The organism is Caballeronia choica, assembly GCF_001544535.1.
In the GTDB taxonomy this organism is placed as follows: Bacteria; Pseudomonadota; Gammaproteobacteria; order Burkholderiales; family Burkholderiaceae; genus Caballeronia; species Caballeronia choica.
The window spans coordinates 1-17,199 of the sequence record NZ_FCON02000100.1; the positions used below are offsets into that span (position 1 = coordinate 1).

General features: G+C 65.7%; 8 protein-coding genes. 4 read left to right on the top strand and 4 right to left on the bottom strand.

All coding sequences use genetic code 11. The features are described 5' to 3' along the window. The first annotated feature begins 298 nt into the window (after nt 1-298). Complete coding sequence (locus AWB68_RS30390) at nt 299-1,072, top strand: glycosyltransferase family 2 protein (RefSeq protein WP_087648019.1); 774 nt, start codon at nt 299-301, stop codon at nt 1,070-1,072. 75 nt (nt 1,073-1,147) lie between these two features. Then, nucleotides 1,148-3,343, top strand: coding sequence for an O-linked N-acetylglucosamine transferase, SPINDLY family protein (locus AWB68_RS30395; RefSeq protein ID WP_087648020.1), 2,196 nt, complete (start codon nt 1,148-1,150; stop codon nt 3,341-3,343). A gap of 47 nt (nt 3,344-3,390) precedes the next feature. On the opposite strand, the gene AWB68_RS30400 is transcribed toward AWB68_RS30395, so the two are convergent. The 3 genes from AWB68_RS30400 to AWB68_RS30410 form a co-directional block, all read right to left on the bottom strand. Further along, a complete protein-coding gene (locus AWB68_RS30400; protein ID WP_087648021.1) occupies nt 3,391-8,859 on the bottom strand; it encodes a two-partner secretion domain-containing protein in 5,469 nt (1,822 codons plus the stop codon). Between the two features lie 125 nt (nt 8,860-8,984). Continuing rightward, on the bottom strand, nt 8,985-10,661 hold the full coding sequence (locus AWB68_RS30405) for a ShlB/FhaC/HecB family hemolysin secretion/activation protein (RefSeq protein ID WP_087648034.1): 1,677 nt from the start codon (nt 10,659-10,661) through the stop codon (nt 8,985-8,987). Between the two features lie 8 nt (nt 10,662-10,669). Further along, nucleotides 10,670-12,781, bottom strand: a complete 2,112-nt coding sequence (locus AWB68_RS30410; RefSeq protein WP_087648022.1) for a CHAT domain-containing protein — start codon at nt 12,779-12,781, stop codon at nt 10,670-10,672. A 357-nt stretch (nt 12,782-13,138) separates the two neighbouring features. Between AWB68_RS30410 and AWB68_RS30415 the strand changes: the two genes are divergently transcribed. Then, entirely contained in the window at nt 13,139-13,759 is a 621-nt protein-coding gene (locus tag AWB68_RS30415; protein WP_125483090.1) for a Tse2 family ADP-ribosyltransferase toxin, read from the top strand. A gap of 45 nt (nt 13,760-13,804) precedes the next feature. Beyond that, on the top strand, nt 13,805-14,041 hold the full coding sequence (locus tag AWB68_RS30420) for a Tsi2 family anti-toxin (RefSeq protein ID WP_087648024.1): 237 nt from the start codon (nt 13,805-13,807) through the stop codon (nt 14,039-14,041). A 119-nt stretch (nt 14,042-14,160) separates the two neighbouring features. Here the strand turns inward: AWB68_RS30420 and AWB68_RS30425 are convergent, their stop codons facing one another. Then, nucleotides 14,161-17,193 (bottom strand): FAD-binding and (Fe-S)-binding domain-containing protein, encoded by a 3,033-nt coding sequence (locus tag AWB68_RS30425; protein ID WP_087648025.1) that lies wholly within the window; start codon nt 17,191-17,193, stop codon nt 14,161-14,163. Nucleotides 17,194-17,199: the final 6 nt, after the last annotated feature.

The following is a 17,199-nucleotide window of genomic DNA, read 5'->3' on the forward strand; positions in this document are numbered from 1 at the left end:
GACAGACTTCCAAACCCCCGTAAAACCGGACATTTCAACTTGGCCGGAAAGCGGACATCTGTATCTGGCTTTGACATGTTTGTAAGAGCTTTTTAGTAATGTCGGGTTTTAGCTCATTAGAAATGTCCGGTTTCTCGCTCTCTCGCTCTCTACGCGACGAAAGCCGCCCCAAAAATAAACGCGCGAACAAGGGCCGAGTCCGCTCATCGGTGTGCGACGTGGAAGCCCGATGCCTTCTGTATCCGTCGCGAAAACTACACTATGATGAACGCTTCCGTTGCTACCGCTGGCCCGTCGAATGCTGCCCGTCTCGATCATCATTCCGTGCTACCAGGCAGCCTCGACGCTCGCGCGAACCCTCGACAGTTGCGTCGCGCAGCCGGAGGCGGCCGAGATCATCGTCGCGGACGACGCGTCGACCGATCACTCGATCGAAGTTGCCAGCCACTATGCGAAGCGCGACGCGCGTATTGCGCTGCTGCGAATGCCGCAGAACGGCGGCGCCGCCAGCGCACGCAACTGGGCCGCCATGCACGCCTCGCAATCCGTGCTCGCGTTCATCGATGCCGATGACGAATACCTGCCCGGCGCGCTGACCGCGGCCGGTCTCTTCCTCAAGCACAACCCCACGGCCGCATGCGTACGGCTGGACGTCGACTTCGCCGGCTTTCCGCCAGAGATCACCCGCCATCCCGACTTCGACCGCCATGCGGCAACGCTCAGCAACACAGTAGCAAGCACCCTTGTCATTCGTCGACCCGCGTACGCGGCACTCGGCGGATTTCCGATGCATCCGTTCTTTCGCCGCGTCGGCGGTGAAGACGGCGCGTTCTCGTGGGCGTTGTCGAGGATCTTCGGCAATCCTCGGCTGCTTGGAGCAAAAGGGGTGCGCATGCATCATCACGCCGGCATCCACGCCGAACGGTTCTTCCGGGTTTCCATGGGGATGCAGCCATCGGCACGCGAAGACGTCACCGAGGTGATCCAGCACTCCACCCAGTTCGTTCTCGCAGCGGAAGCGGCGGTGGCGCAATTGCGCGACCTCAAGCCGCTCAATCACGCCGCCGCTTGACGCCCGCCGGCGCCGCCCTATCGCGAGCCAACGTCCAACGTCCAACGCCCAACGACCCTCGATCATCGGAACCCCATGAACGATAGCGAACATTGGCTCAAAGCCGCGCTCGCGCATCACCGGGAGGGCCGGCTCGCAGAAGCGCAGGCGCTGTACAAGCAGATCCTTCGAACGCATCCCGAACAGCCGGATGCGCTGCATTTTTTCGGCCTGCTGGCCTGTCAGACGCGTGACTACACCGCCGGCATCGCGCTGATGACGCAATCCGCTGCGCTGCGACCGGACGCTGCGCATCTGAACGATCTGGGCAACATGCTGCGAGAGCATGGCCGCCTTGCGCAAGCAATCGAACGTTATCGGCACGCGATCGGGCTCAGGCCGGACTACGCGGAAGCGCACAACAATCTTGGGAACGCGCTGCGCGACGCACGAGAATCCGAGGCGGCGGTGCGCAGTTGCGCACGGGCCATCGAACTGAGGCCGGACTATCCGGAGGCATACAACAACCTCGGCAATGCGTTGCAGGACATGGGCCGACTGAACGATGCGGCAGCCAGTTATCGCAAGGCGATCGCGATACGGCCGCTGTACGCGCTCGCGTACAGCAATCTCGCCGCCGTATTCAACAGTCTCGGCGAGTACACCCAGGCGCTCGATGCCGCACAACGGGCAGTGCGAATCGCGCCGGGACTGGCAGGCGCACACACGAACATGGGAAACGCCTGTTTCGGGCTCGGGAACCTGGAGGCAGCCGCTGCGAGCTACCAGCGGGCGCTGGCGCTCGAGCCCGCCGATGCCGGAGCGAATCTCAATTTGTCGCTCGTCCTCCTTGAACTTGGGCATCACGAGGAAGCGCTCGCGCATTGCCAGCGCGCGATGGCCGCATCTGCGCCCAGTTGGTCGATGTACTTGTGCCTCGGTGATATCTTGCGCGCTCGGGGCGACCTGGACCCCGCGATCGAAGCGTATCGCAAGGCGCTCATGCTCGATCCACGCAGCGCGCAGACACTGGAGCGGCTCCTCTTCTGCATGGCCGGCTCGGCCACGGTGACGCCCCAAGCCTTCCTTGCCGATGCACGACGCTATAACGCGCTGATGGCAAGCACCGCAGAGCCGTTTCCCCATGACCGATCGCAGCGCGCGTCGCAAGCCAGGGGGCGTGCGCTGAGGGTGGGCTTCGTCTCGCCTGACCTGCGACAACATCCGGTAGGGATTTTCCTCGAAAGCGTGCTTGCGCATATTGACCGGGCGCGCATCGAACCGGTCGCCTACGCCACCCATCCGCTCGAAGACGAGGTCACGGAACGACTCAAGCCCCGCTTCAGCGCGTGGCATAGCCTGGCGGGGCTGAGCCCGAAGGAGGCGGCGCACCGGATGCACGCGGACGCCATCGACGTGCTGGTCGACCTGGCGGGTCATACCGCCTGGAGCGGACTCGCGGCGCTTTGCTGGAAGCCGGCGCCGGTGCAGGCGACCTGGCTGGGCTTCTTCGCCACCACGGGGTGCGACGCCATCGACTACATCGTGTGCGACCGTCATGTGCTGCCCGTCAGCGAGGAAGCGCATTTTGTCGAGAAGCCGTGGCGGCTGCCGGTGAGTTACCTCTGCTTCACGCCGCCGGCGCATGCGGGCGAGGTCGGGCCCCTGCCCCTGTTCGCGCATGGCGCGGTCACCTTCGGCTACTTCGGCAAGCTGGTCAAGCTCACCGATGAGGTCGTCGCGCTGTGGTCGCGACTGCTGCGCACGATGCCGCGGGCGCGCCTGTTCCTGAAGGCGCCGGAGCTCGACGCGCCCGCCACGCAGTGGGCGACGGCTGCGCGTTTCGCCGCGCATGGGATCGAGGCGCAAAGGCTCGTCCTGGAAGGGGCATCGCCGCATGCGCAATACCTGGCCGCGTATGGCCGCGTCGATATTGCCCTCAGTCCGTTCCCTTATTCCAGCGGCACGACGACGGCCGAAGCGCTGTGGATGGGCGTGCCGGTGCTGTGCAGGAAAGGCGACCGCTTCGTCGCGCACATCTGTGAAAGCCTGCTCCATGCCGCAGGACTCGACGAGTGGATCGCCCGGGATGATGACGAGTATCTGGAACGGGCGATCGCGTGGTCGAGCGAGCCCGGCCGGCTCGCATTGCTGCGCGCGTCTCTGCGTTCGCGCGTGCTCGCCTCGCCGCTATGCGATGCGCCGCTTTTCGCGCGGCATCTCGAAGCCGCGTTCCTGGGGATGTGGGATGGCTACGTGAACGCCGGCCTCAGCGTGCCCAAGGCAGGATGAATGGCGCGGGCACGGCGTCGCTGGTCCCGATCTCGAGATCATTCCGGCTAGAAGTCTCCACATCCGTGCTGGCTGTTCAGCAACATGCAACTGTTCAGATTCGGTTGAGAACGCACGCGCTTCCATTCGACCGCAAGCAGGTCTTGCGTTTCACCCGGCGCAGCCGTCGTGAAGAGCGGTTGATTCGAGCCGATGCAGATATTGGTGCCCTGAAGGTTGTTCTCATAGACGAAGGTCTGTTCCTGTGCGGTAAAGAACGACTGCAAGCCACTCTGGGACACCGGGTCGAGGACCACCTGCGGCGGCAGCGGTTCGACGGTCAGAACACCCGGCACATTGACGACCAGATAACCGACGCCGGACGCGAAGTTCGGATTGATCGGATACGGCCCGGCTGGCGAGGTCTGGTTCGCGGGGCTCGTCACGTTGCCGTTGAGCGCGGCCGGGTCGCCGTTGATGAAGCCGCTCGCCGTAAAGGTGAATTGCGGGTTCGCCGCCCCGACGAAACGCGTCGCGCCCCCCGCCGTGACCGTCACCGTGGGCCGCTCCGCGTACACGTAGTGGTTGCCTGTCAGGGGCACGACTCCGCCCCAACTGCATCCCTGACCGAACGTGCATCCGTAGAAATTCGGCTGCGCCGTGTTGGGCTGGATGTTGCCGCGCGTTTCGCCGGTCCACGTCTGCGACCAGATCCGCCACGAATTGCCAGCCGTGAGCGTGCCCGATCCCGCATTCGTGAAGACACCATTTTCCATCACGAGATCGACCGAGCCACCCGCGCTCAGATCGGTGCGGACGCCGTTCGGTACCGTCGGGCTGGAGCCCAGGCCGAGCGCGATACCGCCTGTGTCCGCCTGTGCGAAGAGATCGCCCCTGACCGTGGAGTTGCCGCCACCGACCGGGACGACGCGATCGCCCACCGAATCGAACGTCTGGCCCACCACTGGACCGATGGTAAAGCCGTGCGAGTTCTGGAAATTCACGCTGCCCGCGTTAGCCATCGACAACGTATCGACGGCGTTTTGCGGATCGTTCAACGTAAATGAACCCGGCCCGGAAACCAGCAGGTTCGCGGCCTGGATGCCGCCGGGATCGGTCACCGCGCCCGCCGATAGCAAGGTGAGGGTCTTGCCGGGCAACGACAAGCCGAACGGCAGCGTGATGCCCTGGCTTCCGGCGCCGCCATTCGCGAGTGTGAGGCTCGTGCCGACGGTGGGTCGCGTCAGGACGCACGCACCGCTCGTCCCTGCGCACTGCCCGTTGACCGTGATCGCGCCGGTCTGCGTGTTCGAACCCAGTACGACCGTCTGCAACGCAGGCGAGAAGGTCTGAGCGGTCTGTGCGTCGAGGCTCAGGCCGGCGCCGGTGCCGAACAGCGTAATGGGCGTCGCATCGAGCGATGTGATGGCAAAGCCGGACGCTGCGACCGAAGCCGGCGCCGCCACGAGCGCCCCTCCCGGCGAGGACACGGTCGCGGAACGGCCGACCAGGCTGCTCGCGGTTCCGTCGTTCGACGCACGCAGGATGATCGTGCCCTGGTTGCCCGCTCTGATGTTGACCGGTCCGGCCACGAAACCGGCGTTCGGCGGCAGCGGCACCGCGCCGAACGCGAGGCCGGCGTCGGACGTGTTGGTCGAGCCGGAAATCGCGACCGTGGTGCCGGGCGCAGTCGTCTGGACGACCCCGTTCACGATGAGCACGCCGTAGTCGAAGCTCGTATTGGATGCGCCTCCGGCCGCCTGCGTGCCGGTGGCGACGCCACGGACGTCGACCGATCCGTTGGGACCGGTGGCGGAGATGATGGAGCCGTCCGCAACGAGCACGCCGTCCGCGCCCGCGCCGGTGCCGCTGCCGAAAACGGTCACTCCGGCGCCGCCGGCCGTGACGACGGACTGCCTCCCCATCGCGCCGAGGCCGTTGTGCAGACGCACGCCGCCTACGCCCAGGGTTGGAGAAACGGGACCGGCACTGATTCCAGTGAGCGCCACGCTTCCGGTCGATGCCGCGATCGAGGAGGCGTCGACATCGACGCCAAAGCCACCGGCGCCCCCGTCCGTCCCCGTCACGCTGATCGAGCCGCTCGACGAGGTGATGGAACTGTGCCCGAAGTACACGCCTGTCCCGGGGGAGCTTCCGTTGATCGCCACGCGGCCGCTCGTGGTCGCGATCGTCGTGTCCTGAATGTCCACGACCCCGTTCGTGACGATCGACGGCAGACCGCTACCGCTGCCCACGTTCGCCGTCGACGCCAGTCCCGTGATCGTGACGTTGCCCGTCCCGGCGGAAATCGACTCGTTGTCGATATACACCGCGGTGTTCGCCTGGGTGCCGATCGATACATTGCCGCCGTTCGTTGCAAGCCCCCCGCCGCCAATGAAGATCGAGGTTCCCTGCCGAGCCGAGCCGGCGTTCGCATTGAAAACGAGGTTCATCGGGCCGGACGCCGAGGTCATGCTCCCGCCGGTCGCCTGAATTGCGTTTGCGGCGTTCAGCGTCAGCGTCGAGGCGTTGCCGCCGGTCTTGGTGATGCTCGAGAGAACATCGATGTCGCCGTTCAGCGAGGTCGCGGTCAGGTCGCCCGTGAACGTGGCGTTCGGGCCGCCGAGCAGGACGAACTGGCCGGTGGAACTGTCGTAGGTCCGTCCGCCGAACGCACTGACAGCGAAGCTGCCCTGGTTCGTGAAGCTGACGTTGCCCGTGCCGATCGTCGACAGTTGCTGGATCGTGTTCGCTGCGTTGTTGAGCGTAAATGTGCCGGGGCCGGCAAGCGCCAGCCCGAAAGTCTGGATGCCGCCACCCGTCTGGGTAACCGGCCCGGCCGACGACAAGGTGAACAAGCCGGGGGTCAGTAGCCCCGGAACCGACACGCCCGATTGCAGGGCGATACCCGCGCTGCCCGCGCCCGGATTGGCCAGGGTCAGGTTGAAGTTGGGGAAGATGCAGGTGCCTTCGCAAGTGGGTCCGCCGACGGTGATCTTGCCGGTCTGCGTCGTGCTGCCGAGTACGAGCGTATTGAACAGACCGAGCTTGCCATACGTCGCCTGGTCGACGGTCATCCCCGCGACGGTCGCGAACAGGCCGATCGGCAGCGCGTCGCCGCTCGTGAAAGCGAACGTGGTGGGATCGACGCCGCCCGGCAGGATTGCCATCTGGCCATTGTTGGAAGAGACGATCGCGGCCGTGGTTCCGCTGATCGCAAGACTCTTCGTCGAGTTGTCGTTCATCGCGCGGATCGCGACGCCGCCTCCCGGCCCCGCCGTGATCGTGTCCCCGCCAATATTCGAAATGATCTGCACGCCCGGCAACGGTCCATTGGTGGAACCGGCGATCGAGACCGCCGTCGCCTGTGTACCGTTGGCCCGGATGATCGAGTTCTCGAAATCGACGCCGGCGCCGTTGGCGTTCGTCGCTGCGGCGCCTGTATAGGAGCCGCGGATGTCGATGGACCCGCTCGTCGTGCCGATCACCGAACCCGATATGATCTGGACGCCCGCCGAACTGAACGTGTCGCAGAAGCCCCTGGGTCCGTTGCCCGCGCCGTAGACGCGGATCGGCCCGGACACCGAGGTCACGCTCGCTCCGGAAAGCTGGACGCCACTCGACGCGTTGCCCGACTGCGTCGCGCCAAGACCGCCTCGAATGTCGATTGCTCCGGTCGACGTGTTGATCGTGGCGAGATACCCGAGGGCCACCGCGCTTATCCCCGGGCCCGCCAGGCCATGAATGGTGACCGAGCCGTTGCCGAAAGCATCCGGCGCGATGCCGGTCGTATCGATGAGGGACTCCTGCACGGACACGCGCGAGCCGTCGAAGCCGGCTGTGCCGGTACGCCCTGCCCCCATCGATACGTTGCCGCCGTTCGTCCGGATGGTGACGACGCCCTCAGTGGCCAAGGTGATCGCCGCCGTGCCTGGCGCCGCTCCGTCCTGATTCGCGGCGAGAATCACACCGAGCTTGCCCGCTGCCGGCGTCGGGCCGGCGATGATGTTGCCAAAGAGGGAGATCGACCCGCCGGCGGAGAACGTCAAGGTCGCGTTGCTTCCGCTGGTCTTGCTGATGTTCGACTCGAGCACGATATTGCCGGAGAGCCCCGGGCCGGTGGTGGTCGACACCGTGACCGACGTCCCCTGGTTCAGGGCAGTGTTGATGTCACCGACGAAAACGATCGAGTCCGTCGCGAACGGCCCGAACATCACGGCGCCACCCACCTCCTCAGTGGCCACATCGACGATATCCACCTCGAACGGATCGAGCTTCCACGTGCCGCCCGTGCCATGCGGCGCCGACGCGTCGATCACGGCGCCCGTGGTGTCGAGATAGTGGCCCGACGTTTCGATCAGGCCACCGTTGCCGCCCTGCGCTCCGCCCTTCGCTGACAACGTGCCATGGATCCGGCTCGCGCCTTCGCTGAAGGCCGCGATATTGCCGCCATTACCGTTGACGAGTGCATCCGCATGGATGCTCGCGCTCGGTGCCATCCAGGTTGCATTCGCGTTGCGGATGGTCGGGTCGGCGCCCGCCGCCCCTCCTCCGAAGCGCACCGTGCCGCCACCCGCCGCGCCGCTTGCATCGACTCGCGCATTCGCGAGCAGCGCGACGTCGTAGCCCGTCACGTCGATCTGTCCGCCGCTCGTTCCCGTGCCGCCCGTCGCATCGAGCGTGCCGCCCGCCTGCGTCACGCCGGCCGTGCCGCCATCGAGGATGATGTGCCCGTTGTGTTCGATCAGGCTCTGCGCCCGTACGATGCCTTGCTGATTGATGACGGTGCTGGCGAGCGCATCGGCCGTCTGCGCGCTCATCACGACCGTCCCGCCGTCGGCCGCCAGCGTGCCGGTATTGCCGATCAGCGCGTTGGCCGCGCCCTGGTTGATTTTCAGGGTGGTCAGGCCGTCGCCGGCGAAGTCCACGGTGATATCCTGCCCCGCGCCAAGCGCGACGGTGCCGAGCCGCGCGACCACGGTGCCGCTGTTGCTGACGGCGCCGCCGAGCATCGCAACCGTGCCGCCTTGCGACGCGGTGATCGAACCCGCGTTGCTGACCGGGGCCGCCGATGTCCCGACGAAGTGGAAGCGCCCGGCGAGGAAGTCCGCATCCGAGATGTTGAGCGTCGATGCGATCATCGAGCCGACGTTCACCGAGGAACCTTGCGCGAAAATCACGCCGGCCGGATTGACCAGGAACACTTTGCCATTCGCCTGCAAGCGCCCGGCGATCACGCTCGGGTCATTGCCCATCACGCGGTTGAGCAGCGTGGATGTCGCCGACGGCTGGGCGATCCTGACTGCCTCGTTCGCGCCGATCGAAAACGAATTCCAGTTGACGATGGCGCTGGAGGTGCCCTGCGTGATGTTCATCTGGCCCGCGCTCGGCGACTTCACGTTCACGGAGCCGGACACCACCTGGGCACCCGTCGGATTCGCGAGCGACGGCGGCCCGTAGGCCGTCGCGAACAACGTGGCCACCGCGCCGGCGATGGTCCCGGCATGCCTTGACCGCATCCTGCATGGCTTTTTCATGGCACAGCTCCGCTCCGGGCAGGCCCCGGCTCGACCTACGATTCGACCATCCCGCCTGTGTCCTTTTCAGAGATCCGATGCCAGCCTCTGAGTGGAACACAGGAAATCACGCCGTTCCCGTGCGGCTAGAACGCCTTTGTCAACTGCACATAAAAACGCGGCACACGATCGCTGCCCGTGGTGTCGGGCCCGGTGGTTCGCCACGCAACGGTCCCCTGCAATGAGATGCCACCCGGCGCAGCCCAGAACGCGCCGAGCCCGACACCGCTGCGCGTGATGCTGTTCGGTCCCTCGTTCGGGCGCGGATTGGCGTTGTACCGGCCGGCACCGAAGTCGAAGAAGGTGAAGACGGACGCTTTCGACGTAATCGCATAGCGGCCTTCCAGCGTCGCCACGAATCCTTCGTCGACGAGCGCCTCCGATGGCGAATAGGCCCGCACCGCGTGCGGGCCGCCAAGCAGGAAGCGCGAGGAATTGTCGAGCGTGGTGCCGGCCCACTGTCCGGCGATGCCGACGAATACGCTCATCCGTTCGGTGATCGTGTTCAGCCGGTTGGCGAAGAAGGTGACGCGCATCTCGGTGCCTTGCGTATTGCGGCCGAACGGCGAGGTGTCGATTTGCTCGTACAGCGGGTCCTTGAATTGAAGGCTGCCGACCAGCAGTTCCACGTCGGCACTGTTGAAGCCGCCACCGAGCGCCGCGTCGCGGCCCTCGTAGCTCACGCCGACACTGCCTTCCACCAGCGACCGGTGATTGTGTGAACCCACCACGCCGATGTTGTCGATCAGATCGCGATACTCCAGGTTGGCGCGCGCAAGCAGGTTCTGGTTGCGGGTTCTCAGGAGCGGATGCGTGATCGTCAGATCGGCCACGGTCGCTTCGCCCTGCGCATCGAGCGATGCGAACTGCTCGCCGAGCGAATAGTTCAGGCGCGCCACGGCCACCCCGACGCGCGTGCCGTCCGCATTGATCGGCGCTTCGTAGCCGACGCGGCCATAGACGGTGTCGAGGCGTTCGCTGGCGAGGAGCCGCACGTCCAGGTTGTCGCCGATCATGAACGGCGAATTGAGGCGCGCCAGCGCGCCCAGACGCCACGTTCCGCTCGATTCCGCACCGAAGTTGTCGACGTCGGTCGAAAACGTCCAGCGCTTGGCCGGCATCACGCTGATGGTCAGGTCCACCGTGCCGATGTCGTTGCCCGCTTCGACCGCGGACGTCACCACGATGCCGGGCAGGTCGGACATCAGCAGCATCGTGCGTTCGAGCGTGTCCTGCTGGAGCGGCGCGCCGACCGGAATCTGCGCAATCCGCGCGCGCAGCAGGTCTTCGCGAATCGGCGTGCCCGCACCGACGTCGAGCCGCACGTGCGCGACGCGTCCTTCGAGCACGCTCAGTTCGAGAATGCCCGAGCTGAGGTCCTGCGGCGGGATGACCACCTGGGCAAGCAGGTAGCCACGTTCGCGGTACACCTGCGTGATGCGCGCGGCGATCGCTTGCAGCGCCGTAAAGTCGACTTCAGTCCCGACCTTGTCACGCACCGGTGCCAGCAATTGCTCGGTGGGTATCGTGTCGTTGCCCTTCAGCGTGAAGCCCTTGAGCAGGACTTTTTGTCCGGACGCGGGTCCAGCGGGGGGTGCCGGTTGCGGCGCCGGCGGCAACGCACTCGCGCCGCCGGGCGGTGTGGGACGCGTGTCGCGCGGCACCGTTTCCTGGAGGATGCTGCCCGCATTCGGCAGCGTCTGGCTCCACGCGAACACACTACTGCAGGATGCCGCTGCAACGATCAGTCGTAGTTTGTTCATTCGTGTTGTCAGCGCGCGATGCTCAGGCGCCATCCTCCCATCAAGTCGAAGGGTGCCCAGAAGAACGGGTGCGCGAAACGCGGATTCCCCAGAACCGCCAGTTGTGCCGTGCGCAAGGCGTCGATCGCTTCATGACCGTCAGCCAGTTGCGCGTAGAAGGTTCGCATGGTCAACGCGCTCGACTCGTCGGCGACCGGCCACATCGAGACGATCAGGCTCGTGGCGCCAGCATAGAAAAACGCGCGTGTGAAGCCAAGGATTTCGTCGCCCCGGGCGATCCGGCCCAAACCGGTCTCGCAGGCCGAAAGCGTCACGAGCGCGACGTTGTTCAGCTTCAGGTTGTAGATGTCCTTGGCGAGCAGAGAATCCGGGCCGTCCGCCGGCTGCGTGGCGGGCGCGAGCAGGATGCGGGAATGCAGCGGGTCGATCATGTCCGCCTGGGCGTGCGTCGCGACATGCAGCACGCGGCCGGCCGCCGCGTTCTCGCGAAAGCTCACGCGTGTCGCGTTGCCCTGCAGGAAGACCTCGTTTCGCGCGAACAGCGGCGCGATGCCGCGCACTTCCGCCTCGGCACCCGGCAATGCGTAAGCCGACGAAATCGTCGGATTGCCGAACGCAACGAGCGTGCTCGCCACCGGGCGCTCGCGCTGTTCGAGCTGCACGGCGACGCTTGCCGACGGTTCGAGGGCGATCGCATGATGCTGGATCAGGAAGCCGTCAGGGCCGCGCAGCGCCTGGAAAGGAAGATAGTGCAGCGCGCCGTGTGGGACGATGATGAGCCGCTCGTTGTCACGCAGGTTCAGCGGCGCGATCAGCGTGGTGTAGAGCTTGCCGCCGTAGGTCACCGCGTTCGGGCGGCGATGCACGATGGCATCGCGGATCTCCGTCACCGAGGTTTCCATGTCGGTGCGTGCGATCGGCAGGGTATATCCCGTCAGCCCACTGGGGCGAATGACCCAGGCGAGAAGCGACTTGTCCAGGCCGTGAAACTCGACGATCGCTTCATCCGGCTTCAGGACGCCGCGCACGACGGCCAGGCCCGGCACTTGGCCGTTCAACTGCTGGTCGTCGACACCCGCATCGATCCGGTTGCGCACGACATCGAGCAACGCCCGCGCGCGACTGCGCTCCGAGAGGCTCCATGCGGTTTCATAGTCGCCGGACTCGGCCGTGAGTTCGATCGCCTTCTCGAATACGCGCTGCGTGTCGCCAAACAAGCCGGTCTTGAACTCGTCGCTGCGAAAACGGGCGCGAATCTTTTCCGAATCGTCGACCGCGCTCAGGTACGCGTCGCGCGCCTTCGCCTTGTCGCCGAGGGCGAGGTCCGCGCGCCCGATGCCTTCATGGGCCCAGAGGCGGTCATAGTTTGCATCGCCCGACCCGCTTTGCGTGAGCAGCTCGCCGAACACGCGCCTGGCCGCCTCGGGCTTGCCCTCGGCGAGCAGCAGATTGCCCTCGATGCGCCGGTACGACGGCGCGAGTTCGCCCGTGGCTGGCGGTCCGGCCGCATCGAGCGTCTTTCGGGCGCTCGCGGCGTCGCCCGCGGCGATCTGCGCGCTCGCCACCGAGAGCAGCACGAGCGGCTTGTAGCGCGCCGACGCGGTGTCGAGCGCCTGGCCATAGTCGGCAATCGCCGCTTGCGGATCGCCACGGCGCAGCGCGATATCGCCGAGCACCTTGTGCGCCGGCGCGAATACCTGCTCGGGCGCTTTGGGGCTCGACGCGAGCGCCTCTCGCGCGTAGCGTTCGGCGTCGTCCAGATCGCCGGCGTAGCTGTACGCGATCGCAAGATCGCGCTTGGACAAGGCGACCAGGTCGGCGTTGTCGGTCCGCTGCGCCAGCACGAGCGCCCGGGAGGCCGCTTCGACGCTGTCGCGGAAATCGCCGCGTTCGGCGGCCGAGACCGCAATGCTGCAATAATCGTAAGCCGGCAACTTGACCTGATCGCGCGACAACAGCAGGCGGCCTTCGTCCGTCAATGTCTTGAGCGTTTCGGCGTCCCGTTCACGTTCGGCGGCCTGACGAAAAGTCGCCGACTCTGGCGCGAGTCCCGGCGTGGGACCGTTCGCGGGCGGGACCGCGGCGGCGCAGAACGCGCTGCCACTCACACCCAGTGCCATGCAGGCAATAATCGTGCGTGCGCGCAGAACCCGCAGAACCGCTGGGGCGCGAGGCAGCGCACGGGTCACCTGAGCGCACACGACGCTGCACTTCATGGCGCGCCTTGCCATGTTCACCCTTACGGCCAACGGATCTTCTTCGAGTTTGTCCATATCGCCTGCTTGAGAGACTGCGCGGCGCGCATTCAGGGCCGTTTTGAAATCGGCGTCCGCGCGCGGGCATGGCGCAGCACAAAGTTGGCGGTTCCCCATGGAAAACGAATCAGCTCGCCGATTTTTTAAAGCAATGAACTAAATAGTTGGCTGCCCACCCGCTGCGGGGTTTCGCGCGGCGTCAGCCCGCCCCGCGCGCTTACCGTGGAGCGCTCTGAACGCGATACCGTTGGCCGCCTGGCTTCCCGCGTCCGCCGGTTGACGATGACCCGCCTGGCTCCTATCGTGTATTCACGCGCCGCAGCGATGACGCCGCCGATGCCCGTCGAGGAGTTCGCGATGTCCGATAAAACGAAAGTCGATCTTTTCCGATCGATACATAAAACAACGCCAGGCTTCGAGCACGGCCCTATCGTCGATGACAAGGCGGTGATTGGCGTGCTGTACCCTGACTTCGAGATACGTGACCTTGGCCGTGGCAAGACCCGTGCGGCCGACGTCGAGACCTTCACAGGGGACGGGGGCGTGAAGATGGTGCGCACCGGCGGCGGCACGTCGTTGTTCGACAAAGCCTTCGCGTTACCGGGAGGCACCAAGTTTTGGTACTGCTTCAAGATTCCCACGGACACCATCATTCCCGATTCGTTGAAGGTGCGCTTCACGGACAAGAATGAAAGGTTCAAAGCCAATCATTACCAGATCGAAGTCAAGACGGGTACGATGAGCGTCGATGCGATGAAAGGGGCACTCGACAACATGGCGCGCAATGCGATCGTGAGGTTAGTCGAGCTGGGCGATATCAAACCTTCCGTCCTGGTTCATTGATGCATCGTCACGGTAGATGCACTGCGCCGTAGCCAAGGACCAAACATGCCCGATGTCAGTGGAAACACGTTGCTGATGGCCATCCAGGCCGTACAGGACGCAATGAAAATCCTCGAGACACGCCTGGACGACCCCGAAGTCGATCCGCTCGACGATACCGAGATGCTGCTCGCCTACACGCGCGCCGCTGTGGAGCTGCGTCAGGCGTATGAGATCGCCCGGCTCAACACCAGCAATCTCCCGCCCTATGAGACGCTGGTGCCGCCGCAGGGCGAAGCTTGAGACCCGGGACGCCCTCCATCGATATGCCTATCTGACTGCGAAACGCGCAAGCCGTTGATAAGGGTTGCGACGAGAACCGCGCGTCAGGTCGCCAGCGCAGACAATTCGAGCAAGTCCAGTCATGACGATGATCCGGGATCAAGCGCAAGAGCCAGCACGCGCGCCACGTGCAGGGCCTCTGCCGCCGCGCCGTCGCGTATCTGGTGGCGGCAACTGGTGCCGTCGGCGACGATGACATCGCCTTGCGCCGCCTGCCGCACGGCGGGCAAGAGCGACAGTTCCGCCATCGCCTTCGACGCCTCGTAGTGCTCCGCCTCGTAGCCAAAGCTGCCCGCCATCCCGCAGCACGACGACTCGATCGCCTTCACTTCCAGCCCCGGGATCCAGCCGAGCACGGTCTGCACCGGGCGAAACGCGTCGAACGCCTTCTGGTGACAATGGCCGTGCACCCACGCGCGGGATGCGCCGAGCGCACGCAACGGGAGATTCAGGCGCCCCGCCGCTTTCTCGCGCACGAGAAACTCCTCGAACAGGAACGCCGACTCCGACAGCTTGCGGGCTTCCTCGCCGTAACCGTATTGCAGGAACTCGTCGCGCATCGAGAGCAGGCACGAAGGCTCCAGCCCGACCACCGCGACGCCGCGCTCCACAAAAGGCATCAGCGTGTCGAGCAGCCGCCGCGCTTCGCGTTTCGCTTCATCGACGAGACCCGCCGCGAGAAAGGTCCGCCCACAGCAGACCGGCCGCTCGCCTTCGCGCGTATTGAAGTGAACGGTATAGCCAGCGGCCTCCAGCACCCGTTGCGCGTCGCGGGCGTTGTCCGGCTCCATGTGATTGTTGAAGGTATCGACGAAGAGCAGCACTTCCCTGGCCGCGGGCGCGCTCGCTCTGCGCGTCACCGCGCCGGACAGGAACGACTTGCGAAAGCGCGGCAACGACCGCTCAGGCGCAAAGCCCATCGCGCGTTTCATCCACGCGGACAGCACCGGGATGCGTTCGGCGGCGGCCATCAAGCCGCCCGCCCGGGCCGCGTACGGCGCGTAGCGCGGCATGAACGCGATCAGTTTCTCGCGCAGCGTGATCCCGTGACGTTTCGCCCACGCCGCGCGCGCCTCGATCTTGAACTTCGCCATGTCGACGCCGGTCGGGCAATCGCGCTTGCAACCCTTGCACGACACGCACAGGTCGAGCGTCTCCTTCACGTCGCGGCTGGCGAGCCCGTCCTCGCCGAGTTGCCCGGAGATCGCCAGGCGCAGCGTATTGGCGCGTCCGCGCGTGACGTGCTGTTCGTCCTTCGTCACGCGGTAGCTCGGGCACATGGTCCCCGCGTCGAACTTGCGGCAATGGCCGTTGTTATTGCACATCTCGACCGCCTTGGCGAGACCGCCGCTCAGGTCGTCGCCGGTGCCGGGGCGGGTTTCGGCACCCGTGAGCGGGTCGCGCTTCACGTTCCACGCCGACCAGTCGAGCGACGGCGTGAACGCCGTCTCGCGATACCCCGGCGCGAAGCGGAAATTGCGCGCGTCGTCCATCTTCGGGGGACGCACGATCCTGTCCGGGCTGAAGCGGTTCTCCGGATCGAACAACTGCTTGATCTCGCTGAACGCCTGGTTGATGCGCGGTCCGTATTGCCACGCGACCCATTCGCCGCGGCACAGGCCGTCGCCGTGTTCGCCCGAATATGCGCCCTTGTACTCGCGCACGAGTTCGGCCGCCTGCTCCGCGATCGCGCGCATCTTTGCAGCGCCGTCGCGGCGCATGTCGAGAATCGGACGCACGTGCAGCGTGCCGACGCTCGCGTGCGCGTACCACGTGCCTTCCGTGCCGTGCTCGTGGAACATCTCCGTCAGGCGGTCCGTGTACTCGGCGAGGTGTTCGAGCGGCACCGCGCAGTCCTCGATGAACGACACCGGCTTGCCGTCGCCCTTCATGCTCATCATGATGTTGAGGCCAGCCTTGCGCACTTCCCAAAGCGCTTTCTGCTCGCCGGCATCGGGCATCTTCACGACCGAGCCGGGCAGACCGAGGTCGCTCATCAGCTCGTCGAGTTGCGCGAGGCGCTGCAATTGCGCGGCGTGATCGTCGCCGGCGAACTCGACGAGCAGGATGGCAGCGGGCTTGCCCACCAGCGCCTTTTCGATCACCGGGCGGAACGCCGGGTTGGACAGCGACAACTCGATCATCGTGCTGTCGACGAGTTCGACCGCCGTCGGGCGCAGCTTCACGATGTGCTGCGCGAAGTCCATCGCCTGGTAGAACGTGGGGAAGTTCACGACGCCGAGCGTCTTGTGCGCGGGCAGCGGCGCAAGCTTCAGCGTGACCTGCCGGCTGAACGCGAGCGTGCCCTCCGATCCGACGAGCAGGTGCGCAAGGTTCGCCGAGCCGTCGTCGGTGTAGGCGAGCGGATTCTGGCAATCGAACAGGTCGATGTTGTAGCCCGCCACGCGGCGCAGCACCTTCGGCATGCGCTCGGCGATTTCGCTGCGCTCACGCGTCGCGATGCGGCGCACGCCGTCGATGATCCCTTTGAGCCGCGCGTCGTCCGCAGGCAGTTTCAGCGACTGAAAGCGCGCTTCGCTGCCATCGGCGAGCACGGCATCGATCGATACGACGTTGTGAACCATATTGCCGTATTCGATCGAGCGCGAGCCGCACGAGTTGTTGCCGGCCATGCCGCCGATCGTGCACTGCGCCGCCGTCGATACGTCGACGGGAAACCACAGGCCGTGCGGTTTCAGCCACGCGTTCAGGTGATCGAGCACGACGCCCGGCTCGACCGTCACGGTGCGCGCGCCGGCATCGAAGGAGACGATGTTGTTCAACCACTTCGTCGTGTCGATGACGAGCGCCTCGCCTACGGTCTGCCCGCACTGGCTCGTGCCCGCGCCGCGCGCAAGCACCGCGGCCTTCTCGCTGCGGGCAATTTCTAGCGCCGCGCGCAGGTCGTCCTGGTCGCGCGGCACGACGACGCCGATCGGCATGATCTGATAGATCGACGCATCGGTGGCGTAGCGGCCACGGCTTGCGGTGTCGAAGAAGACGTCGCCGCGCAGGGCGTCGCGCAGCCGCCGCGCAAGAGGCGACGCGTAACGCCCCGCCGACGGGACCAGATGGATCGGCTTGACGAGCAAGCCTGAGCTCGGAGCAGTCATGTCGGA